Origin of the sequence: Arsenophonus nasoniae (assembly GCF_004768525.1) — a bacterium.
Lineage (GTDB): Bacteria > Pseudomonadota > Gammaproteobacteria > Enterobacterales > Enterobacteriaceae > Arsenophonus > Arsenophonus nasoniae.
In genome coordinates, this window is record NZ_CP038613.1 from 1,837,859 (window position 1) to 1,862,573 (window position 24,715).

The window sequence follows — 24,715 nt, forward strand, 5'->3', positions numbered from 1 at the left end:
TTCCTTTAATATTTTAATATTTATAAATAAGAATAGACAAAATGAATGAAATTAAACTGCCAGCTCTACTGTGCGTTGCATTTTCGCCGACTCTATCCCCGCTTCAATCAATTTCATAACCAAAATAGCCTCTTCGGCAGTAACTGGATTAGGTGCAGCGTTATTGATTGCCTCACGAATGGCACAATAATACATACCGTAATTACCCTGTTCAGTTTCTAATGGCTCAACAATCAGCTCGCCATTGTGTGACAGCGTCACAGAACCATCGCGGCTATCCCTACCCCAATCTTCTGCTGTTGGTAATAGCCCTGCTTTTAAGCATTCTTCTTGGGGATCCAAACCATACTTGATATAACTTCCTTTCATGCCATGAAGTAGATAAACGGGTGACTCTGCCGCTGCGACAGTGGTTGCATGTAAAACAACCTTGGTAGTTAAATAATTTAAACAAACATGAAAATAATCAACCGCTTCGGCATTTGGGCGTATCATCGCTATATCAGCCATAATCGATTTAGGTTTGCCAAAAAGTTGCAATACTTGATCAAGCATGTGCGGCGCCAAATCATACCATAGACCACTACCTGCCTCTTTTGATTCTCGCCATCTTTGACGAACTTCAGGCCGATAACGATCAAAATGTGATTCGTAATATTTCAACTCACCCAATGTTTGATTTTCTAACAAAGATTTCACCGTTAAAAAACCTGAATCCCAGCGACGGTTATGATAAACAGAGAGTAATTTACCTTTTGCCTGCGCTAATTGTTTTAACGTTAGGGCCTCTTGAACAGTCAAGGTAAACGGTTTATCGACGATGACATGTTTTCCTGCTTCGAGCGCTTGTTTAGCCAATGGAAAATGGGTTTTATTTGGTGTTGGTATAACAATCAAATCTACTTCTGGCTGCTCAGCCAATAGTCGTTCAAGCGAAGCAAAAACCGGAACATTAGGCCAATCTTTTTTTACTTTTTGTTCATCACTACTCACAATAGCCGATAATTGAAATCCTTCTATTGTTGTAATAAAAGGAACATGAAAGGTTTTACCGGCAAAACCGTAACCAATCAAACCAACCTTAATAGGTTTATTCATAACAACCCCTTAACACATTCATATATAAACTTAAAGCAACACATTACCGCTAAATTAGGTAATGCAGGTTACTTAGCGTACCTCTTTATTTTTTAGCTGCAATCGCTATTTTTTATTTTCTCAAAACGATTAATTCACTAAAATTGACTTTCACACAAGATCGATAACCTATATTACAATCAGTTGCTATCATAGCCGACCATTTATGTTTGCAACTTCTACTGACTAAATAAAAAAATTTAGGCGTTCAGATGACAGATTATTTTTTATTATTTATCGCCACCGTTTTGGTAAATAATTTCGTGCTGGTAAAATTTCTTGGCTTATGCCCTTTTATGGGGGTCTCTAAAAAACTAGAAACCGCTATTGGTATGGGATTTGCGACAACATTTGTGATGACTTTAGCATCCATCTGCTCATGGCTGATGGATACGTTTGTTTTAATACCACTAGATTTGATCTATTTACGCACATTGAGCTTTATATTAGTTATAGCGGTTGTTGTTCAGTTTACTGAAATGGTGGTACGCAAAACCAGTCCAACACTATACCGTCTTTTAGGTATTTTTTTACCATTAATTACTACAAACTGTGCAGTTCTTGGTGTGGCACTGCTAAATATCAATCAATCGCACAATTTTTTACAATCAGCCGTTTATGGTTTTGCAGCTGCAATAGGTTTTTCTTTAGTGATGGTACTGTTTTCAGCTATCCGTGAACGCATCGCGGTGGCAAATGTCCCAGCCCCCTTTCGTGGATCATCTATTGGCCTTATTACTGCCGGCTTAATGTCTTTAGCGTTTATGGGATTTAGTGGTTTGGTAAAATTCTAATGAGTACTTTATTAATTGCAATCGGTGTTATTGCCGGATTTGGCCTTCTCTTTGGACTTATTTTAGGATTTGCCGCTCTTCGTTTTAAAGTAGAAGATGATCCAATAGTGGAAAAAATTGATCATATTTTACCGCAAAGCCAATGTGGCCAATGTGGCTATCCAGGCTGCCGCCCATATGCTGACGCAATAGCCCATAATGGTGAAACCATAAATAAATGTGCGCCCGGCGGCGAACAAGCAATGTTAAAAATTGCCGAATTACTTAATGTAGAACCTCAAGCGCTTGATGAAGATAAATTAACACCTGAACGAAAAGTAGCTTTTATTGATGAAGCTAACTGTATTGGCTGCACTAAATGTATTCAGGCTTGCCCCGTCGATGCGATTGTTGGAACAACGCGCGCGTTACATACGGTGGTAGAAGATCTCTGTACCGGTTGTGATCTTTGTGTTGCTCCCTGCCCAACAGACTGTATTAGCCTGTTACCGATAAAAACCACGATCAAAAACTGGAAATGGGATCTCACCACTATTCCAGTAAAAAATATTACCCCCTCATCAAGCTCAAGACCAACTGTTGCATTTGCTAATAAGGAGCGAGCAAATGTTTAACTTTTTCCAAAAACTTACTGCAAATAAAGAAAAAATTTGGTCTTTTTCAGGTGGTATACATCCGCCTGAAATGAAAATACAATCAAATCAAGTTCCGTTACTTACACTGCCCTTAGCTAATGAATTGATTATTCCTGTCCAACAGCATATAGGCTCAGCCGGCGATATCATTGTTAAAAGCGGTGACTATGTATTAAAAGGACAAGCGCTGACTAAAGGTTGTGATCATAGGATCCCAGTCCATGCCACTACCTCAGGAACTATCACTGCCATAGAGCCACATATAACAGCACATCCTTCCGGCCTAAAAACACTTTCTATCCGACTACAACCAGATAGTAAAGATCAATGGTGTGAGCGTAAACCTTTAACCAACTACTTACAACATTCTACTAAAGTCTTATTGTCACATATCGAACAAGCTGGCATAGCGGGATTAGGCGGCGCAGGTTTTCCTACTGCAACAAAGTTGAAAAATGGCAATAAATTAATTAACACCTTGATTATTAACGCAGCAGAATGCGAACCTTATATAACCGCCGATGATCGATTAATGCAGGAGCATGCTGATGAAATCATCGAAGGCATACTGATATTAATACATATACTAAAACCGAAAGAAGTCTTAATTGGGATTGAAGATAATAAGCCGGCGGCAATAGCAGCCTTAAAAGAAGCACTTTTAGGCCAACAAGCTATCATTAAATTAAGAGTGATCCCAACCAAGTATCCTTCAGGCGGAGCTAAACAATTAACTAAGATATTAACCGGTAAGGAAATACCCCACGGTGTTCACTCTTCTTTTATTGGTATATTGATGCAAAATGTTGGCACAGTGTTTGCCATTAAACGAGCGATTATCGATGGTGAACCGTTAATTGAGCGGGTGGTAACATTAACGGGCGCTGCAATACAAAATCCAGGCAATTATTGGGTTCGTTTGGGCACCCCAGTTAATTTCCTATTACAACAAGTTGGTATGGTGCCACAATCAGAACAGATGGTTATTATGGGAGGGCCATTAATGGGATTTACGTTGCCTGATTTAACCACACCTATTGTTAAAATTAGCAACTGTATTCTTGTTCCAACTTTGGCAGAAATAGGTAAACCTGCCATTGAGGAAGCTTGTATTCGCTGTGGTCTTTGCACTCAAGCTTGCCCAGCTAATTTATTACCGCAACAACTTTATTGGTTTAGTCGAGGCCAGGAGCATGAAAAAGCAGAAAAATATAATTTATCCGACTGTATAGAATGCGGTGCCTGTGCCTATGTTTGCCCAAGTAATATTCCTCTCGTGCAATACTATCGACAAGAAAAAGCAGAAATTAAAGCCATTGCCCGAGAAAAACAACGTGCCTCTGATGCCAAAAAACGGTTTGAAGCTAAAAAAGCTAGGCTTGAACGAGAAAAAATTCTACGTCAACAACGCCATAACCAAGCTGCCGTTAAGATCGAAGCGAAAGACAAAGCAGTAATTAACGCCGCATTGCTGCGAATTAATGCGCAGCAAAAACAGACTAGCAATAGTAATATTGAGTCATTAAATAACCAGGCTGCTATCGAAGCTCGCCATGCCAGAACAGCTCAATTGCATGTTACTCAAGCAGCCCAAAAAGCGGCAGAAAGTCAATCTACCATAGCCATAGAAACAACGACAGAACCACAATCAACTGATGCACGCAAAGCTGCTGTTGCCGCAGCGATTGCTCGTGTTAAAGCAAAACGTGATGCGCAGGGTAAAACTCGCTAATATAATTAAACAACAAATGAGCTGAAAAATGAAATTCAGACCAATACCTACTGATCGTCGGATGAACCGGTTAAAGATGGCCAGTTCGCCCTTTACACATGAAAAACAAACTACCAGTAAACTCATGTTGTGGGTGGTTATCGCTGCCATTCCCGGTATTGCCTGCCAAATTTACTTTTTTGGTAGCGGGACAATTTACCAAATTTTACTCGCTGTCATAACGGCTTTTATTACTGAGGCTGGCGCTTTACAGCTACGAAAATTCCCTGTTATGCCCCATTTAAAAGATAATTCTGCCTTGGTAACGGCTTTACTATTAGCCATTAGTATCCCGCCTTTATCACCCTGGTGGCTAGTCGTTTTAGGTACGGCTTTTGCTATATTAATTGCTAAGCATATCTATGGCGGATTGGGTCAAAATCCGTTTAATCCAGCCATGGTAGGTTATGTGGTATTATTGATCTCATTTCCAGTCCAAATGACTAGTTGGTTACCCCCGATAGAACTTCAATCTATTCATGCCAATGCGTTAGCAAGTCTGCAAGTGATTTTTACCGGCCATACCGCGACAGGAGCCACATTAAACCAATTGACACTAGGTTTTGATGGCATAAGTCAAGCAACCCCCCTAGATAGTTTTAAAACGGGTTTATTAACACACTCGATTAGTCAAATACTACAACAACCTATTTTACAAGGTTCATTAGCTGGTATTGGTTGGCAATGGGTTAATATTGCCTATTTATTTGGTGGTATTATCCTCCTTAGTCGCCGAATAATTGGCTGGCAAATTCCTCTAGCATTTTTAGCCACGCTACTATTCTGCTCATTACTAAGTTGGTTGATTATGCCATCACAATACGCGTCACCTATGCTTCATCTATTTTCAGGGGCAACCATGCTCGGCGCCTTTTTTATTGCTACCGATCCCGTTACAGCGGCAACCACTCCGCGTGGCCGTATCATTTATGGTGCCATGATAGGATTACTAATCTGGATCATTCGCGTTTATGGTGGTTATCCTGATGCAGTTGCTTTTGCGGTATTACTGGCCAATATTGCGGTACCACTGATTGATCACTATAGCCAACCTCGTGTTTATGGCCATAAATAAGGAACGGTTATGTTAAAATCGATTAGACATCATGGCTTAATATTGGCTGTTTTTGCTGCGGCTACCACCGGACTGGCAGCAACAGTTTATACTATTACCAAAAGTACTATCGACGGCCAGGCCCTAATCCAACAACAAAAACTTTTTGATCAAATTATTTCCCCTAACTTATATGACAATAATTTAACCAAAGAGTGTTATTTAGTCAGTAAAAATGAAGTATTAGGTAGCTCACGGCCTCATCATCTCTACATTGCCAGAAAAGCAGGAAAACCGATTGCGGCCATCATAGAAAGTACGGCACCTGATGGCTATTCAGGCGCAATAAAATTACTGGTCGCAGCTGATTTCCATGGTAAAGTCCTCGGTGTCCGTGTAACTGAACATCATGAAACCCCAGGGTTAGGTGATAAAATTGATATTCGTATTTCAAATTGGATCAATCATTTCTCAGGTAAAAAAATTGACTCAGAACATAGCTCACATTGGGCAGTAAAAAAAGATGGCGGGGATTTTGACCAATTTACTGGTGCCACTATCACGCCAAGAGCCGTTATTAATGCCACTGAGCGTACTGCCATGTTTATACAATCGGTGCCTCAAAAATTATCAACTTATCCAGCATGCTCAAATTAATTACCATGAATGAAACTAAAAAACTTTTTATCCAAGGATTATGGAAAAACAATTCGGCACTGGTTCAATTATTAGGTTTATGCCCGTTGCTAGCGGTTTCTTCAACCGCCACTAACGCATTAGGATTAGGACTGGCAACAACATTAGTGTTGTTTTTTACCAATATTACAGTTTCAACCTTCCGTCATTGGATCCCAAGCGAAATACGTATTCCCATCTATGTCATGATTATTGCATCGGTTGTTTCCGCTGTGCAGATGTTAATTAACGCTTATGCCGTTGGTTTATATCAATCTTTAGGTATTTTTATTCCACTGATCGTTACTAACTGTATTGTTATTGGGCGGGCTGAAGCTTATGCTGCCAAAAATAATGTCTATCACTCAGCAATCGATGGTTTGGCAATGGGTGCGGGTGCGACAATGGCGCTATTTTTTTTAGGTGCAATGCGAGAAATTTTAGGTAACGGCACATTATTTGATGGTGCAAATTTGCTATTAGGAGAATGGGCAAAAATATTACGTATTGAAGTTATTCATCTTAATTCGCCTTTTTTATTAGCCATATTGCCGCCTGGGGCTTTCATTGGATTAGGATTGATGCTAGCAGGCAAATATTTAATCGATGAAAGGATGATAAAATATATTAGTCAAAAACAACAACACCCTGTTGTAAAATCAACGTCTTTCCCCAATAAAAATCATTTAGCCAAGGATCAAGAGCAAATAAAATATGAATAAACAAAAGCGGATAGCCATCTTGACTCGCTTACGTGATAACAATCCAACACCAACAACCGAGCTTACTTTTAATTCGCCTTTTGAATTACTTATTTCTGTCTTACTTTCCGCCCAAGCAACAGATATTAGTGTCAATAAAGCCACAGCAAAACTCTATCCCGTCGCTAATACAGCTGAAAAGATGCTGGAACTTGGTCTCGATGAAATAAAGCGTTACATCAAAACAATCGGTTTATTTAATACCAAAGCTAAAAATATTATTAAAACTTGTCAGATATTAATTGATAAATATAACGGCGAGGTCCCCGAAAATCGCGAAGCCTTGGAATCATTACCCGGTGTAGGTCGTAAAACCGCCAATGTGGTATTAAACACCGCTTTCGGCTGGCCAACAATTGCTGTTGATACCCATATTTTCCGCGTTTGTAATCGCACAAATTTTGCACCAGGTAAGAATGTTATTGAAGTTGAACAAAAGTTGCTCACAGTAGTACCGACTGAATTTAAAGTGGATTGTCACCACTGGTTTATACTACACGGCCGTTACACATGTATTGCCAGAAAGCCACGCTGTGGCGCATGTATTATTGAAGATTTATGTGAATTTAACGACAAACAACACCCAACAACCTAATAATTAACAAATGGAATTTGCCAGACAAACTTTAAACACACCATTATTAAAGTGACAAATATTATTATTCTGCTTGCCCATAGCACTCAACTTGAGCAAAATGTGGGTAAATTTTAATTTAATGACATAAATACGGATAGTATGTTTCAAGATAACCCGCTGCTAGCGCAGCTAAAACAGCAATTACATGCCCAAACACCTCGTGTTGAAGGGATTGTTAAAAGTACAGAAAAAGGTTTTGGTTTTCTTGAGGTCGATGGAACGAAAACTTATTTCATTCCACCACCACAAATGAAAAAAGTAATGCATGGCGATCGGATCATCGCCACTATTCACACCAATAAAGATCGGGAAATGGCTGAACCAGAGCAATTAGTTGAACCCTTTCTCACCCGATTTGTAGGACGAATTCAAAAAAGAAATAATGATAACCGACTTTATGTCAAACCCGATCATCCAATTTTAAAAGAAAAGATTTTTTGTCGTCCGGCACAACATCTTAGTCATGACTTTGCGCACAATGATTGGGTAATAGCGGAGATTCGCCGTCATCCATTAAAAAATCAAGGCGGATTTCAAGCTGAAATTACCCAATATATTACTGATGGCGATGATCACTTCGCTCCTTGGTGGGTAACACTGAGTCGACACCAATTAGAGCGCGAAGCCCCAAAAATGCAAAGCTGCACAATTGAAGAACAGACATCAGAGCGCCAAGATCTTACTCATCTCAATTTTATTACTATTGATAGTGCCAGCACTGAAGATATGGATGATGCGCTTTATATAGAGCGGATTGATGATAATCAATTACGCCTTTTTGTTGCTATCGCTGATCCAACCACTTATATCCGGCTAAATAGTGAATTAGATACCATAGCCCAACAACGTGGATATACCAATTACTTACCTGGCTTCAATATTCCGATGTTACCACGTGAATTATCGGATGATTTGTGCTCTCTACGCCCTAATGAGCGCCGCCCTGCGCTAGTCTGTCAATTTGATATCAAACAAGATGGACAATTAGCTGAAAATATTCAATTTTGCCTGGCCTGGATCGAATCAAAAAACAAGTTGGTATATGATGATGTTTCTGACTGGTTAGAACAGCAAGATAAATGGCAAGGCGAAAATGAAATAATCAAACAGCAAATATTATTGCTCAATGAAATGTGTGAAAAACGTTCTGCATGGCGCCAATCCCATGCATTGGTATTTAAAGATCGACCTGATTATCGCTTTGTACTTGATGAAAATGGTAATGTTATTAACATCTTGATCGAGAAACGCCGAATTGCTAATCGTATTGTCGAAGAAGCGATGATTGCCGCCAATCTTTGTGCAACAAAAGTATTAAAAGATAAATTAGGGATTGGTATTTTTAATGTTCATAATGGCTTTGACCCCAGCCAAATTGATAACGTTGTTGCCATTTTGCAAGAAAGTGATATCGAACAAAATGCAGAAACACTGTTAACCCTTGACGGATTTTGCCGTTTACGACGTTTATTAGATGACCAACCCACTAAATTTATAGATAGTAGAATACGCCGTTTTCAAGCTTTTGCTGAAATTAAAACCACACCGGCTGCCCATTATGGTTTAGGATTTGATGCCTATGCCACCTGGACATCTCCAATCCGTAAATATACCGATATCATCAACCATCGTTTATTAAAAGCCATAATAAATAATGAGCAGCATAATGTCACAAAACCTGCTGAAACTTTGATGGCAAAAATTACTGAACGTAAGCGTGCTAATCGTTTAGCTGAACGCGATGTGGGTGATTGGTTGTATGCGCGTTTTCTAAAACCTTTTGCTAAAACTAACACCATTTTTGCTGCTGAAATAACCGATATTACTCGAGGTGGGATCCGCATTCGCTTAACCGATAATGGCGCTAGTGCCTTTATTCCGGCACCTTTTATCCATCCCGTGCGAGAAGAAATACAGTGTAGTCAAGAAGCAGGCGCTATACTTATTAAAGGTATTGCTGTTTATAAACTTAACGATGTGATTAACGTTCAACTTGAAGAAGTTCGAATGGAAACCCGCAATATTATTGCACGACTTGTGGCTTAAGGACATTCGTCAGATAGCTTGTTGATAACGAGCTATCTGTACAGAATAGCGACTTTATTAATTTAGCTATTCCATTAATGGTTTGTCGACAATTCTGATTAAAAAAGTCGCTATCTGGGTTAATTTGAATTTAATATATCATATCAATAGGACAGAAGAATGAAGCGTTCAAAAAAACACGTATTGCTAATATTAATATCGGTCTTTTCCCTCATAACTATTACAGCCTGCTCTAATATGTCAACACGCGATAAAAATACCGCTATCGGTGCAGGCATTGGTGCAGTCGGTGGGGCTATTCTGACTGAAGGAAGTGGATTAGGCACGGTAGGTGGTGCGGCTATTGGTGGTGTAATTGGTCACCAAGTCGGTAAATAATTGTCGCGCTCAACAAACAACAATAAAGCCAGTTAATTATCTGGCTTTATTTATCAATAGGATTAACCACCGGCCAGCTTAACTTTCATTTCCTTAGCTTCTAATAATTGCTTGATAAGCTCCCGTTTGTCACCCTGAATCTCAATATTACCCTCTTTAATTGAGCCACCTGAACCACATTTTTTCTTTAACTCAGCAGCAAGCAAGATTAATTCATCTTTATTCAAACCCAAGCCGGTAATAACACAAACCCCTTTACCCTTTCGCCCTGAGCTTTCACGTCTGATGCGAATAATACCATCGCCTTTTGTCGGTGATAATTTTTTTTCTGTTTCGACGATTCTGCCACTTTCTGTCGAATAAACTAAACGCGAGTCACTCATTTTATCCATCCAATAGAACGATTAATTTGGCTCAGAGTTAACGCTGGATCCGCGCTATGAGTAATTGGACGACCAATAACCATATAATCAACACCAACATTAATAGCCTGCTCTGGTGTCATTATTCGCCGCTGATCACTCGCTTGTGCACCAGTAGGACGGATCCCCGGTGTAACTAATAAAAAATCATTACCGCAAGCGGATTTCAGTGTTAAAGCTTCGTGAGCTGAACAGACAACACCATCTACCCCACACTGGTTGACTAATTTTGCTAGCTGCAAAGCGCGATCAGCCGGTGTTTGTTTAATACCAATCTGTTGGAGATCCATTTGTTCCATACTGGTTAATACAGTCACCGCAATCAATAGAGGTGCATCTTTACCATATTCAATTAATGCTTCTTTAGCGGCCATCATCATTCTAGCACCACCACAAGCATGCACATTAACCATCCAAACACCTATTTCTGCAGCAGCTTTAACGGCCTGTGCAACGGTATTCGGAATATCATGAAATTTCAAATCCAAAAAAACTTGAAACCCTCGGCTATGTAGAGTTTGAATAAATTGTGGTCCATATAAAGTAAACATCTGCATACCCACTTTTAGGCGGCAATCCTGCGGGCTAATATTATCAACAAAAGATAATGCCTTGGTTAGATCATGATAATCTAATGCAACAATAACGGGGGAATTAGTAGAGACGGAAAGTTTATTTTGCGTACGGGCGATCATTTTTAACCTTTTTAAATTTAATAAATGCAATATCAGTTACGTTGTCACTGACCATCAAGGCCTTTTATTGGTTTGATCGTATCCCAAGAGCGGCATGAAGGACAATACCAATATAAAGAATGGGTAGTAAAACCACATTTACGACAACGGTAATCAGGTTTTGAACGAATCTGCTCACCAACCATATTGCGCAATAATTCCAAACTCTCTTTTGCTCTACCTTCTTCTGCGTCTGCTAAATGATAATCGATCAATTTATAAAACAATCGCATCGTTGGATGACGTTCTAGCTGCTGTTTAATAAATATTTGTGCTTTTTCCGTCCCTTTTCTTTTTTCAATTATTTCCGCCAGATAAAGCTGTGCAGTTGCCCCACAATCGCCGGCAACACATTGCTGGATATAAGCTTCCCAATCATTCCAAGTCGCTAAATGATAATAACATTCATAAAGCATGGCTAAAGTGTCACTGACTAAATCTCTATCTTGGTCAAAAACTTGCTTAAGTATTGAAATTGCTTTTTCATATTCACCACGAGCGATATGAATGCGTCCTTTCATAATAGAAACTCGCGCACCATTTTTATTTGCTTGGGCAGCTTTATTGAGTAAAAGAAATGCCCCATCTAAATTGTCACTACTCAATTCCATGAGCGCAAGTTCGCAATAAAAATGAGCAATTTCTTCTTTTAGTTGAGGATTGCCCATTTTGACTAATTTTTCAGCAACATCGATTGCTTTATGCCAATCGCTCGTTGCTTGATAAATGGCAAGTAAAGATTGGAGTGCACTAAAGCGAAAATCTTGCTCATCAACAAGCTGTAAGAAAATATTTCTTGCGCGATCATAAACCCCAGCTGCAAAATAATCACGTCCAAGCTGCTGTGTGGCTAGTAGTTTCTGCTCAAATGATAATGAGTTACTTTCAAATAATGATTGATGAATACGAATCGCACGCTCAATCTCACCTCTTGAACGAAAAAGGTTGCCTAATGTTAGATGAGCTTCAAACGCCGAACTATCTTCTTTAAGCATATCTAAAAACAGATCAACGGCTTTATCTTGTTGATTAGATAGTAAAAAATTGACCCCAGCCACATACTCACGGGATAAACGATCAGCACTTTGCTGTTTATCATGTTGAGCACTTCTGCGTCCCATATACCAACCATAGGCAGCGGCAATAGGCAGTAGCAGAAACAGCAGCTCTAACATAAAAAATTACCTTTTTTCATTTGTAACAAGCGCCACTTTAGTGTCATGTTCACTTAGCGGTGATTCAACTAATTGACTTTCTAGTCGTTTAATTTTACGTCTTGCATTCGATAATGAAATTAATGCCTTAGCGTAAAATACCCCGCAAATAAGCCAACCCAATACGAATCCAACCGCAAAAAGGATTGCTAGTAATGTTGATATTGGATAGTCACCTTTGGCAATCAAATAATTAAATGTTATTATCTGATTATTGCTTGAGCCAAGTGTCACGGAAACAATAAAAATGGCTATAGCAAGTAATAAAATTAAAAAATATTTCACATTTTTTCCTATTATTGCTTAATGATAGAAAAGTGGTTAAATCACTTTTCTTTTGTTAACTTAACATTTGATAACCCAATAAAGAAAGAGAATTATATCAACACTCACCTTTTTATTTAAATAAACATTTCAATGGTAGATAACAGAATGCGTTATCACAAAAAATTATCTAAATCATGTTAATAGTACAAAATTATTTTAATGAAAAATCCCTGCTTGGATTTATCCCGTTCAACGAAATACTAGTGTTGCTGGCTATTTTTTTCAATAAGTGAATAAACATTCAGATCATTGATTGAGATTAGTACCCCATTTCAATCACAAAACTTCAATCTAAATTGATAAGCAAAATGTGCTTATAATTAAAATAGTTAATTTTTTAATAATCATATTGTAGTAATATGAACATAATCTTATCTGCTGATGATATCTACTAGCCTAGTAAAATATATAGGTGAAAAATAAATTGATAACTATATTTAACTATTTTTTAACGCATTTTTCCTTAATTTTAAATCCAGAGTTTTATTCATTATGTATAACACTATGCAGCTAAAACGTATAGCTGAAGCCAAGCTACCCACTCCTTTTGGTGAGTTTCTCCTCGTCGGTTTTGAAGAAATTGTTAATGGTAATAATCATATAGCACTTATTTATGGTGATATTACTGATGGAAAACCCGTTCTTTCCCGTATCCACTCGGAATGTCTAACCGGTGATGCCTTATTTAGTTTACGTTGTGATTGTGGGTTTCAGCTAGAAGCAGCACTTAAACAAATTGCACTAGAGGGACGCGGAGTACTACTTTACCATCGTCAAGAAGGGCGTAATATCGGATTATTGAATAAAATACGCGCCTATTCGCTGCAAGATCAAGGTCTGGATACTGTTGAAGCTAATTTAAAACTCGGCTTTAAACCCGATGAACGTGATTTTACTATCTGTGCAGACATGTATAAATTACTTGCCATTAATGAAGTAAAATTACTAACGAATAATCCTAAAAAACTAGAAATTATGAAAGAAGCCGGAATTAATGTCGTAGAACGCGTTCCGCTTATTGTTGGCCGTAATCCTAAAAATAGCGACTATCTCAATGTAAAAGCCAGCAAATTAGGCCATATTCTATCTGATGATGACAAAAAATAATCAACCAATTATTATCAAAAACTGTCTGTTTTTTACAGAGCAGTTTTTGATGGTTTAAATACATTTATTTTACCATTTGACGAATAACATAATGAAGAATACCGCCATGACGAAAGTATTCTAATTCAGTCATCGTATCAATTCGGCAACGCATAGCCATTGTCATTATCTGACCATTTTTATCAGTAATAGTGACTGTAATCATCTCGCCTAGGGTAATTGATTGCAAGCCGGCAATGTCAATTATCTCATCACCAGTCAATTTTAACGTTTTACGATTTACATTAGCCGGAAATTCTAATGGTAAAACCCCCATCCCAATCAAATTAGAGCGATGGATTCGTTCATAAGATTCAGCAATAACTACCCTTATTCCTAGTAGTAGTGTTCCTTTAGCCGCCCAGTCACGACTGGAGCCGGAGCCATACTCTTTACCAGCAATAATAGCTAACGGTATCTTATTTTGCTGATATTGCATAGCGGCGTCATAGATAGCTAGCTGAGTCTGTGTGGGGATATAGCGAGTAAATCCTCCTTCAACACCAGGCAGCATTTCATTACGAATACGTATATTGGCAAATGTACCTCGCATCATAACTTCATGATTACCTCGTCTTGAACCATACGAATTGAAATCTTTTGCTTGAACGCCATGTGATTGTAAGTAATGACCAGCGGGACTATCCGCTTTAATATTGCCGGCGGGTGAAATATGATCGGTGGTAACAGAATCGCCTAAAATAGCCAAAATATGGGCACCATGAATATCAGTAATCGGCGCTGGTACTAGCTGCATATCATCAAAGAAAGGTGGATTACGAATATAAGTTGAATCAGGCTGCCATGAATAAGTGGCTGAACTTTTTACCTCAAGTGCCTGCCATGCTTCATCGCCATCAAAAACCGCATTATATTCCTTATGGAACATGTCAGATTTTACCAATTGTACAGCATTAGCAATTTCCTGACTCGTTGGCCAAATATCTTTTAGCAATACATCGTTACCATTCTTATCTTGCCCTAACGGCTCATCAGCAAGATTGATTTGCATATTACCTGCCAAAGCATAAGCAACCACTAAAGGTGGTGAAGCTAACCAGTTAGTTTTTACTAATGGATGGATCCGACCTTCAAAATTTCGATTACCTGATAGCACCGCACCGACAGTAAGATCATTTTTCTTGATTGCCTCTTCTATTGGCGACGGTAGTGGGCCTGAATTGCCAATACAAGTGGTACAGCCATAGCCGACTAGGTTGAAACCTAACTGATTTAAGTAATCAGTCAATCCGGCTTTAGCTAAATAATCAGTAACCACTTTTGAGCCTGGCGCTAACGAAGATTTTACCCAAGGCTTACGCTCTAAACCTTTTTCAACCGCTTTTTTGGCTAATAATCCTGCTGCCATTAAAACACTTGGGTTTGAAGTATTAGTACAGGAAGTGATTGCTGCAATAACAACCGCTCCTTCTTGCAATTGAAAATTTTTACCCGCATAACTGACCAAGGGCGCATGCTGTTTGGTTGATTTATTTAATTCAAGATCAACGGAATTTTTAAACGCATGCGGAACCTGACTCAATTCAACCCGATCTTGCGGGCGTTTTGGCCCAGCCAGACTTGCTTCAACCGAGGCTAAATCTAAAGTTAACGTACTGGTAAAAATAGGCTCTTCGCCGGGATGGCGCCATAATCCTTGTGTTTTAGTATAATTTTCAACTAAAGCAATTTCATCTTCCGAACGTCCGGTTAATCGCATATAACTTAACGTGATTTCATCAACGGGGAAAAAAACACATGTAGCACCATATTCAGGTGACATATTGGCAATAGTAGCGCGATCCGCGAGTGGTAAATCGGCCAAACCATCACCATAAAATTCAACAAATTTCCCCACTACACCATGTTTACGCAGCATTTGCGTCACTGTCAAAACTAAGTCGGTAGCAGTGATCCCTTCTTTGAGTTTACCTGTTAATTTGAAACCAACTACATCAGGAATAAGCATCGAAATCGGTTGGCCCAACATCGCGGCTTCAGCTTCAATACCGCCTACCCCCCAACCTAAGACCCCCAAACCATTGATCATCGTGGTATGAGAATCAGTACCAACCAATGTATCTGGATAAGCGAACAATTTCCCGTCTCGTTCTTCATACCACACTGCCTTACCTAAATACTCAAGATTTACCTGATGACAAATACCTGTTCCAGGCGGCACAACCCTAAAACGATTAAATGCTTTTTGTCCCCAACGTAAAAATAGGTAACGTTCATGATTGCGTTGCATTTCAAATTTTACGTTATCAGTAAAGGCTTGTGGGGTAGCAAATTCATCAACCATAACCGAATGGTCAATAATTAAATCGACAGGTGTGAGTGGATTTACCTTATTAACCTCACCCCCTAATCGTTGCACAGCTTCACGCATTGCAGCAAGATCAACAACTGCTGGCACACCGGTAAAATCCTGCATCAAAACTCGGGCCGGTTGATAGGCAATTTCACGCTCAGCATGCCCGATATGCTGCCAATCAACCATCGCCTGTAAATCTTTTAATACGACAGATTTTCCATCAAGATGGCGCAGCAAATTTTCAAACAGTACTTTAAGTGATTTTGGTAGATTCGAAATATCACCTAACTGTTTTGCTGCTTTAGACAAGCTAAAATATTCATAGTGTTTACTTCCAGCGGAGAGTGTGGATGCACAGTCCGTTCTTAGACTTAACGACATAACTCCTCCTTTTTTTATTTTTTATCTAACTAGCAAAGGTGACGCATCTTATAAAGATATTATATTAGAAATATTTTTCGGTTAAGTAACACATAATGATCATTAAATATGATTTTGTTCAAAATAAACAAAAAAATATTAACGATAAATAGCGCTAGCTTGATATAAAATTAATGCATAAGAAAAAATATAAAATAAAAAATGATTAATAGGAATAAATGCCAATTTTTACTAAAATTATATTGTTGGTAATTGAATCTCTTTAAACATCTCTTCGATTTCTTCATTTGAACGCAAAGAAATCGCTTTATCAACAACATCAGGTGTTAAATGTGGTGCAAAACGCCAAATAAAATCATACATATAACTACGTAAAAAACTATTACGATGAAAACCTATTTTTGTGGTGCTATAGCTAAACTTATCCCGCATATCAATAATAACTAAGTCTTGATCCAGACTAGGATCAACTGCCATGCTAGCAATAATTCCTATACCTAATCCTAATCTTACATAAGTTTTAATAACATCAGCATCTGTGGCGGTAAAAATAATCTTCGCCTGTAAACCTGCCTTTAAAAAAGCCTCATCCAACTCAGAACGACCGGTAAAACCATGGGTATAAGTCACAATCGGGTATTGAGCTAGCTCATTAATAGTAATATTTTTCTTGCTCACCAAAGGATGATCTGCTTTAACGACAACCGAACGATTCCAATGATAACAAGGTAACATCACTAAATCTTTGTAAAGATGCAAAGCTTCAGTTGCAATAGCAAAGTCGCTATTTCCTTTACTGACATCTTCCGCAATTTGGATTGGCGAGCCCTGGCTCATATGTAAGGAAACTTGTGGATAGTGTTCGATAAATTGCTTTATCACTGGAGGAAGAGCATATCTTGCTTGAGTATGTGTGGTAGCAATCGCCAATATGCCTCGATCAGGGTAAGTATGCTCACCAACGACTGCTCGAATAGCGTTCATTTTCGTCATCACTTCTCGAGCAATTTTTATCACTTCCTTTCCGGCAGGAGTAACATGCGTTAAATGTTTACCACTACGACCAAAAATTTGCACTCCCAGCTCATCTTCAAGCATACGAACCTGCTTGCTTATACCTGGTTGTGATGTATATAACCCTTCAGCTGTTGATGAAACATTTAAATTATGATTTTCAATCTCTACAATGTAACGTAATTGCTGTAATTTCATCTTATTCAGCGTCCTTATAAATTGAATAAAGGATTAATTATTTAATAACTTATAGTAAGTATATTATAACAAAAAGAAATATAAGTGTTATTTATTATAATCAATAATATATGTGGTTGTGAATATAACAACAAATAAATTACAAATAAAATATTATTTATATAATTAACTTATTTTACCAACAATTAATTATATATTTATTAGTTATAATGAATATAAATTTTGACAAGATTTATTAATTGATTGAATGTTAAAAATAAAAAACCAAACAAAGTCATTCTCTATTACTAAAGATTTCCTAAACTAACTTTGCATGGCTTAAAAATAAATTAATTATTTAATAATACCGCAAACAACCCTTAAACCACCACCACCTAATGTTACTGGATGATCTGAATAATTATCGCCACCTCCATGGATCATTAATGCTCTATTCTTAATTTGACTTATCAATTTTAAACGCGGCGCTAAAATAGCATAATCAGCACTACCATTTGTGTTAACGACTAAACCCGGTAAATCACCTAAATGCCCGCTACTATTATATGGACCTTCATGTTTAGCCGTTTTATTGGGATCAAAATGGCCACCCGCTTTTCCTGCTGCTATTAGCTTTCCCTCTTTTTGCAAAGCATTACAATTAGGATGTTCATGAATATGAAAACCATGTATTCCTGGCACTAATCCTTGTAATTGCGGAGTAAACAATAAACCAAACTTCGTTTCCTTGATGGTAATTTTACCCACGGATTGACCGTTATTGTTTGCAGTAACTATCTGCATTGGGACTGTAATTGTATTGGCTAGCGAAGTTGCAGTAAAAAAAGCGCCCACAACCAGTAACATTTTTAATTTCATAGATATTAATCCTTGTTATGATTTGAAATACCGAGGATAAGTAAACTAAAAATTAGGCTACTGAAATCAGTAGCCTTGTTTAATTATAGGAAGCAGATAACTTTTTATTTGTTTTTTTCTATCCATTTACCATCAATATAAAATGCACTCCAGCCAGTCGCTTTACCATTTTTTTCTGAGGAAATATATTGTTGTTTGGTCTTACGACTAAATCTAACAATTGTTTTATTACCCTCAGGATCTACCAGTGGCGCTAAGGTTAAATAACTAAATTTGACGGGCAAACGATCTTTAAAACGCACCAACTCTTCAACCAATGGTGCGCGAGTCTCTCTTGATTTTGGAAAAGTGTTAGCAGCCAAAAATATTCCCGCCGCTCCGTCTCTTAATACAAAGTAAGCATCCGATTTTTCACAAACTAATTCTGGCAGTGGAATAGGATCTTCTTTAGGCGGAGCCACTTCACCACTCTTTAAAATCTTACGAGTATTTTTACAAGCGTCATTCGTGCATCCCATATATTTGCCAAAGCGTCCCATTTTCAGATGCATTTCTGAGCCACATTTATCGCATTCAATAACTGGTCCATCATAGCCTTTAAGACGAAATTCACCTTCTTCAACTTCATAACCATTACATACTGGATTATTACCACATACATGTAATTTACGTTTATTGTCAATAAGGTAACTATCCATTGCGGTGCCGCATTTAGGACATCTCCGGCGGGCTCGCAAAGCATGTGTTTCTACATCCTCTTCTTCTCCTACCAGAATATTTGATAATTCATCTTCTGGAATTAAATTAATTGTTTTTTTGCAACACTCTTTTGCTGGTAAGCTATAACCAGAACATCCAAGAAAAACACCCGTAGAAGCAGTTCTAATTCCCATTTTTCGGTGACAGTCGGGACATTCAATCGATGTTAATACCATCGGATTGGGTCGCATACCGCCTTCTTCAGGTGCCTTGTTGGCGCTTTCAAGCTGCTTAGTAAAAGCAGCAAAAAATTCATCTAAAACACGCTTCCACTCAATACGATCTTCTGCTATTAAGTCAAGCTGATCTTCCATGCGAGCAGTAAAATCATAGTCCATCAATTCACTAAAATTTTCATCTAATCGATCAGTAACTATTTCACCTATTTTTTCTGCATAAAAACGGCGATTTTCAACTTTTACATAGCCACGATCTTGGATAGTTGAAATTATAACCGGATAGGTTGATGGCCGGCCAATTCCACGCTTTTCTAGTTCTCTAACCAGTGAAGCTTCGCTAAAACGCGCAGGAGGTTTAGTAAAATGTTGGCTGGGAGACAATTTATCCAATTCAAGCTGATTACCAACTTTAACCATTGATAATATTTTATCTTCATCACCTTTGCGTAATGCAGGCATAACTTTGGTCCAGCCATCAAAACGTAAAATACGCCCTTTAGCCTTCAACTCAAAATCTCCAGCTTTAACGGTTAATGTTGTTGAATCAAATTCTGCCGGTGTCATCTGACAAGCAACAAATTGGTTCCAAATTAGCTGATATAATTTTTTAGCATCCGCCTCCATCTCTTTTAGCGCGTCAATATCAATGTCAATATTAGAAGGACGAATAGCTTCATGTGCCTCTTGAGAACTTTTTTGATTGGTATAGACATTTGCCTGTTTAGGTAGATATTTTTTGCCAAATTTATGCTCAATATAATCGCGAGCCATAGTTAACGCATCCTGACTTAAGTTAGTCGAGTCAGTACGCATATAGGTAATATAGCCTGCTTCATAAAGCCGCTGTGCCAACATCATGGTTTTCTTAACACCAAAGCCTAGACGTGTGCTTGCTGCTTGTTGCAACGTTGAGGTAATAAAGGGAGCGCTAGGTTTACTAATTGTGGGTCGATCTTCGCGATCTACTACCTGGTAGTGTGCATCTTTTAATAATGCAACAGCAGCATCAATTTGTGCTTTGGTGACGGGTTTAAACGGCTTACCCTTTTCGTGCGTGACCTCCAGTCGAATTAATGCCGTATCAACGGTAAGTAATTCGGCATGGAGCTGCCAATATTCTTGTGGAACAAATGCTTTAATTTCTCGTTCTCGTTCAACAATCAGACGCACAGCGACTGATTGAACACGACCAGCAGAAAGACCACGAGCAATTTTTTTCCATAATAAAGGTGAAACCATGTAACCAACAACCCGATCTAAAAAACGCCGAGCTTGTTGAGCATTAACACGATCAATATTTAATTCACCGGGTTTATCAAAAGCCTGCTTAATCGCATTTTTAGTAATTTCATTAAAAACTACTCGACTAAAGCGTTGATTATCGCCGCCAATCACTTCTCGCAAATGCCAGGCAATCGCTTCCCCCTCACGATCGAGATCCGTTGCTAGATAGATATGTTCAGCGTCAGAAGCGAGCGATCTTAATTCAGCAACGACTTTTTCTTTGCCAGGTAAAATTTGATAATTAGCTTTCCACCCATGATATGGGTCAACTCCCATTCGATTTACAAGCGCCTCATGTTCATCTTTTTTTACTTTTTTAACCTTATTGGCTGAGTTTGTATTCTTTTGTGAGCTGGAACCACCACTTTTTGGCAAATCACGTATATGCCCTACGCTGCTTTTAACAACGTAGTTGCTACCAAGATATTTATTAATCGTCTTAGCTTTTGCCGGGGACTCCACAATAACAAGAGCTTTACCCATAGTTATCTTTACCTAAAATATTGTCTAAGCGTACTGGCTTTCCAGCCAGATGAAATGAAATCTCTTTTTATATTGCGTCAGATTTACAATATATCAACTTTTTTTTGCTTAAATACTTTGCCATAAAGATAAAAACCTTTGTTAATTCATACTGTAATCAGATTCAATAATACAATTTTGTCAGTAAAAGCATGACAAAAGTAAAGCATAGTAAGTAATAAAAAGCCTACACTCTACCTGATAAAAAATGATGCGCAACCACTTATTTTATTCACTGCTATTCTTATAACACCAAAAATTACTTCAATAAGTTATGAATACATTATAAAAAAAATCAATAAAATTATATAAAAGTATCAGAAACCTAGTTCAAACAGATAAATAAATAAATTTTTAGAAAGAAATTAATTTCCAAATAAAATAGCTTAATGATGGTATATAAAATTATTTATTATGTTTTAAGTAATTAATTAATATTTTATTTGCAATAGAATAATTAAATTTTAACCATCATGTTATAAAAATACCGGCTGAAAACGCCGGTATTTATTTCTTATTCTTAATTCAAAATAGTGGTTTCTGTCCTCTTTGCCACCAGCGTATTAACAACTTATCTGCATTTTCTATCATGCTGCCCATTAAGCGATCAACAAAACGTTTTGCAGGCGTATAAGTCACTGCAATAATTTCTCGGGCTTCAATTTGATTAATGATAATGTCATCACTAACGCCTATCTCATCAATTAAGCCTTTTTCCTTCGCTTGGACACCATACCAATGCTCACCGGTTGCCACCGCATTGATATCAAGGGCTGGGCGTTTTTGATGCACAAAATCTTTAAATAATTGATGTGCTTCATTTAAATCTTGTACAAACTTCTTGCGTCCCTGCTCGGTATTTTCACCTAACAACGTTAGTGTGCGTTTATATTCTCCAGCGGTATGCAATTCTACATCAATATCCTTTTTCTTCAGTAATCGATGAAAATTGGGTACTTGAGCAACCACACCGATAGAGCCAATAATGGCAAAAGGAGCCGCCACAATATGATCGGCAACACAAGCCATCATATAACCACCGCTTGCTGCTACTTTATCCACCGAAACAATTAATTTCAGGCCTTTTTCTCGTAAACGGTTTAGTTGAGAGGCAGCTAAACCATAGCCGTGCACAACACCACCTGGACTTTCAAGCCTCAATAAAACCTCATCTTTGTTATCAGCAATTGATAGAATTGCAGTAATTTCCTCACGTAGTGCATTGACTTCCAGGGCATTCATGCTGCCTTTAAAATCAATTACAAAAAGACAAGGTTTTTTTAGCGTTGTTTGACCAACTTTCGCATCCGCTTTCTGCTTTTTTTCTTCAATTTTTCGTTGTTTCTTATAGGTTTTTAACCAAACTTTATATTCGGCATCACTCATCTTAACCTGTTGCATTTCACGCTGACGTTCGCGATAAGCTTCACTTAAATCAATAAGTTTTAAATCACCTTTTTTGTTCTGTTTACGCAGCGCAAAACTAAAAATAACCATTGAAATCAATATAATAGCGATAACAACTGTAACTATTTTAGCAACAAATAATCCATACGATGAAAGAAATTCCACAATTTTATCCTTATTTACAGAATATAAACAATGGGAGTATTGTAACTAAAAACTTGATAAAGTGCTTATAACTCTCATTAATAAATTTGAATAATCAAAAGTAGGAAAATATCATGTTACATTACCAAGCTAAAGCTGATCTACTTAACCAAAAAAACATTCTAATTACAGGCGCAGGCGATGGCATTGGACGTGAAGCAGCATTAACTTATTCATCTTATGGCGCCAATCTTATTTTAGTCGGTAGAACACTGGCAAAACTAGAACACGTTAAACAGGAAATTATTTCTAATAGCAAATTTATACCTTCAGTTTCTATTTATCCCCTTGATTTGTTAACAATAACCGAATCACAATGCCATGAATTAGCAACCGATATTAATCAAAATTATACCTATCTTGATGGTGTATTACATAATGCAAGCATATTAGGAAAAATTGCACCGATTATTGATCAACCCATAAAACTCTGGCACGACGTTATGCAAGTAAACGTTAATGCAACTTTCATGCTAACACAAGCGCTGCTACCACTGCTTTTACAAGCACCAAATAGTTCCTTAATATTTACTACATCAAGCGTTGGCAGACGAGGGCGAGCTAATTGGGGGGCCTACTCGGTTTCCAAATTCGCAACGGAAGGTCTAATGCAGGTATTATCTGATGAATATAAAGAGACTAACTTACGGGTTAATTGCATTAATCCCGGAGGAACAAGAACGCAAATGAGAGCAGACGCGTTTCCCTCAGAGGATCCTATGAAGCTAAAGACCCCGCAAGAAATTATGCCGCTATATCTTTATCTTATGGGAGAAGACAGTATCAAGGAATCAGGCATAAGTTTCGATGCACAGCCAAATCGTAAACCAGGCGTTGCCTATTATAATATTGGCGTATAAAAGCGAAAAGCAAAAAAATTGATAATGAGTAATGTCACTAATTATCAAACAAAGTCATTACTCAATTAGTGAGCTTTGTAGGTATTTGCTGGGCGACGCTTTAATATCCCTGCATTAAAAATCATATTTGTTTGATTAATAAAAGCAGAATATTCATCACGATCATGCTTATTCTGCCCCAAATGAAAAGTGCTATACACTTTCGCCATATTGTAAAGATATTGATAATATTCTTCATAAAGTTGCGCTTTAGACTCTACATTACTGATGTTTTTAAAATTATCAACAATTTCAACAATTTTATTAGCATAAGATTGTAAAGAATAATTATTAAAATGTGCAATTGGAAGTGCATATTCAAATGAATGAGTTACCGTATTTTGTTCGTTTAGGCCTTTATCAACAATTTGAATATTATTAACTTTTGAACCGACTACTGACAAAAAATCAATAAACTCCTCTTTAGTGAAACATTTTGTTTCCACATGACTATATGATTGTTTGCTTTTATTTAAGGCTAAAACATTCAGAAAGGATGCGCCTATAGGGTAATCACATTTAAAAACATTATTATCAATAAGTAAGGCATTACTACTTAATATTGGACCCTTTACTTTTATTCCCTCAACAACAATTTGATTATACTTTAAAGAAAGCAATTGGTTAGAAATGATTTCTTTGAAAACCGAGCTGTAAGCATAATAATATTGTTGGGTAGGATTAATAATTCCACCCTGGTTACCAGGGTAAATGATAAATTCAGTTTTTTCGCCAATAGGATATTCAATCGTATGCTTGCCCGATGCTAAATCAACTTGTTTAATCTCTCCTTGAACAAGTTTAACAGGATGATTATCAATCTTAAAATAAAGTGCATCCTTGTTATTATGACTTATGTAAAATTTCCCATCAGCTGAATTGGTTAATTGTCGTTCATCACAACTTGCTAACAGCAATACAAATAAGCTGTTAGCGATAATTTGCCAAAATCGTGGCATATA

The 24,715-nt window shown here is 37.6% G+C and carries 22 protein-coding genes; 11 read left to right on the forward strand and 11 right to left on the reverse strand.

Translation table 11 applies throughout. The features are described 5' to 3' along the window. Window positions 1–51 precede the first annotated feature (51 nt). Window positions 52–1,098, reverse strand: coding sequence for an oxidoreductase (locus ArsFIN_RS09125; protein ID WP_026822008.1), 1,047 nt, complete (start codon window positions 1,096–1,098; stop codon window positions 52–54). A gap of 251 nt (window positions 1,099–1,349) precedes the next feature. Here ArsFIN_RS09125 and rsxA point away from each other — a divergent pair, with 251 nt between their 5' ends. The 9 genes from rsxA (at window position 1,350) to osmB (ending at window position 9,888) form a co-directional block, all read left to right on the forward strand. Further along, complete coding sequence (rsxA, locus tag ArsFIN_RS09130) at window positions 1,350–1,931, forward strand: electron transport complex subunit RsxA (RefSeq protein ID WP_026822007.1); 582 nt, start codon at window positions 1,350–1,352, stop codon at window positions 1,929–1,931. Further along, complete coding sequence (gene rsxB / locus ArsFIN_RS09135; RefSeq protein WP_026822006.1) at window positions 1,931–2,545, forward strand: electron transport complex subunit RsxB; 615 nt, start codon at window positions 1,931–1,933, stop codon at window positions 2,543–2,545. The genes rsxA and rsxB overlap by 1 nt, the downstream gene beginning before the upstream one ends. Then, the gene (gene rsxC, locus ArsFIN_RS09140; protein WP_034249272.1) at window positions 2,538–4,298 is read left to right on the forward strand and encodes an electron transport complex subunit RsxC; all 1,761 of its coding nucleotides are present in this window, start codon (window positions 2,538–2,540) and stop codon (window positions 4,296–4,298) included. Before rsxB ends, rsxC begins: the two co-directional genes overlap by 8 nt. A gap of 28 nt (window positions 4,299–4,326) precedes the next feature. Continuing rightward, window positions 4,327–5,412, forward strand: a complete 1,086-nt coding sequence (rsxD, locus tag ArsFIN_RS09145) for an electron transport complex subunit RsxD (RefSeq protein WP_026822005.1) — start codon at window positions 4,327–4,329, stop codon at window positions 5,410–5,412. A 9-nt stretch (window positions 5,413–5,421) separates the two neighbouring features. Then, window positions 5,422–6,048, forward strand: coding sequence for an electron transport complex subunit RsxG (rsxG, locus tag ArsFIN_RS09150; protein ID WP_026822004.1), 627 nt, complete (start codon window positions 5,422–5,424; stop codon window positions 6,046–6,048). Window positions 6,049–6,053: 5 nt separating this feature from the next. Continuing rightward, window positions 6,054–6,788 (forward strand): electron transport complex subunit E, encoded by a 735-nt coding sequence (locus ArsFIN_RS09155; protein ID WP_081700614.1) that lies wholly within the window; start codon window positions 6,054–6,056, stop codon window positions 6,786–6,788. Next, the gene (gene nth, locus ArsFIN_RS09160; protein WP_026822003.1) at window positions 6,781–7,422 is read left to right on the forward strand and encodes an endonuclease III; all 642 of its coding nucleotides are present in this window, start codon (window positions 6,781–6,783) and stop codon (window positions 7,420–7,422) included. The genes ArsFIN_RS09155 and nth overlap by 8 nt, the downstream gene beginning before the upstream one ends. 141 nt (window positions 7,423–7,563) lie before the next feature. Beyond that, the gene (locus ArsFIN_RS09165; RefSeq protein ID WP_026822002.1) at window positions 7,564–9,510 is read left to right on the forward strand and encodes an exoribonuclease II; all 1,947 of its coding nucleotides are present in this window, start codon (window positions 7,564–7,566) and stop codon (window positions 9,508–9,510) included. 159 nt (window positions 9,511–9,669) lie between these two features. Further along, window positions 9,670–9,888 carry an osmotically-inducible lipoprotein OsmB gene (gene osmB / locus ArsFIN_RS09170; RefSeq protein ID WP_026822001.1) on the forward strand — a complete coding sequence of 73 codons (219 nt, stop codon included), beginning with the start codon at window positions 9,670–9,672 and terminating at the stop codon, window positions 9,886–9,888. 62 nt (window positions 9,889–9,950) lie between these two features. On the opposite strand, the gene yciH is transcribed toward osmB, so the two are convergent. The 4 genes from yciH to ArsFIN_RS09190 are packed head-to-tail and all read right to left on the reverse strand — an operon-like array spanning window position 9,951 to window position 12,543. Continuing rightward, window positions 9,951–10,271 carry a stress response translation initiation inhibitor YciH gene (gene yciH / locus ArsFIN_RS09175; protein ID WP_026822000.1) on the reverse strand — a complete coding sequence of 107 codons (321 nt, stop codon included), beginning with the start codon at window positions 10,269–10,271 and terminating at the stop codon, window positions 9,951–9,953. Continuing rightward, entirely contained in the window at window positions 10,268–11,005 is a 738-nt protein-coding gene (pyrF, locus tag ArsFIN_RS09180) for an orotidine-5'-phosphate decarboxylase (protein WP_026821999.1), read from the reverse strand. The genes yciH and pyrF overlap by 4 nt, the downstream gene beginning before the upstream one ends. A gap of 44 nt (window positions 11,006–11,049) precedes the next feature. Further along, a complete protein-coding gene (lapB, locus tag ArsFIN_RS09185; RefSeq protein ID WP_026821998.1) occupies window positions 11,050–12,219 on the reverse strand; it encodes a lipopolysaccharide assembly protein LapB in 1,170 nt (389 codons plus the stop codon). A 6-nt stretch (window positions 12,220–12,225) separates the two neighbouring features. Next, complete coding sequence (locus ArsFIN_RS09190; protein WP_026821997.1) at window positions 12,226–12,543, reverse strand: LapA family protein; 318 nt, start codon at window positions 12,541–12,543, stop codon at window positions 12,226–12,228. A gap of 546 nt (window positions 12,544–13,089) precedes the next feature. On the opposite strand from ArsFIN_RS09190, the gene ribA reads away from it, so the two are divergent. Beyond that, window positions 13,090–13,692, forward strand: coding sequence for a GTP cyclohydrolase II (ribA, locus tag ArsFIN_RS09195; protein WP_026821996.1), 603 nt, complete (start codon window positions 13,090–13,092; stop codon window positions 13,690–13,692). Window positions 13,693–13,756: 64 nt separating this feature from the next. On the opposite strand, the gene acnA is transcribed toward ribA, so the two are convergent. The 5 genes from acnA to sohB form a co-directional block, all read right to left on the reverse strand. After that, a complete protein-coding gene (acnA, locus tag ArsFIN_RS09200; protein WP_026821995.1) occupies window positions 13,757–16,429 on the reverse strand; it encodes an aconitate hydratase AcnA in 2,673 nt (890 codons plus the stop codon). 237 nt (window positions 16,430–16,666) lie between these two features. Then, complete coding sequence (gene cysB / locus ArsFIN_RS09205) at window positions 16,667–17,641, reverse strand: HTH-type transcriptional regulator CysB (protein WP_026821994.1); 975 nt, start codon at window positions 17,639–17,641, stop codon at window positions 16,667–16,669. Window positions 17,642–17,974: 333 nt separating this feature from the next. Next, window positions 17,975–18,499, reverse strand: a complete 525-nt coding sequence (sodC, locus tag ArsFIN_RS09210) for a superoxide dismutase family protein (RefSeq protein WP_026821993.1) — start codon at window positions 18,497–18,499, stop codon at window positions 17,975–17,977. Between the two features lie 104 nt (window positions 18,500–18,603). After that, entirely contained in the window at window positions 18,604–21,204 is a 2,601-nt protein-coding gene (gene topA / locus ArsFIN_RS09215) for a type I DNA topoisomerase (RefSeq protein WP_026821992.1), read from the reverse strand. Between the two features lie 564 nt (window positions 21,205–21,768). After that, window positions 21,769–22,815, reverse strand: a complete 1,047-nt coding sequence (gene sohB / locus ArsFIN_RS09220; protein ID WP_026821991.1) for a protease SohB — start codon at window positions 22,813–22,815, stop codon at window positions 21,769–21,771. 113 nt (window positions 22,816–22,928) lie between these two features. Here sohB and ArsFIN_RS09225 point away from each other — a divergent pair, with 113 nt between their 5' ends. Next, window positions 22,929–23,714, forward strand: a complete 786-nt coding sequence (locus ArsFIN_RS09225) for a YciK family oxidoreductase (RefSeq protein ID WP_026821990.1) — start codon at window positions 22,929–22,931, stop codon at window positions 23,712–23,714. Window positions 23,715–23,779: 65 nt separating this feature from the next. Here the strand turns inward: ArsFIN_RS09225 and ArsFIN_RS09230 are convergent, their stop codons facing one another. After that, window positions 23,780–24,712 (reverse strand): hypothetical protein, encoded by a 933-nt coding sequence (locus ArsFIN_RS09230; protein WP_026821989.1) that lies wholly within the window; start codon window positions 24,710–24,712, stop codon window positions 23,780–23,782. Between the last annotated feature and the right edge of the window lie 3 nt (window positions 24,713–24,715).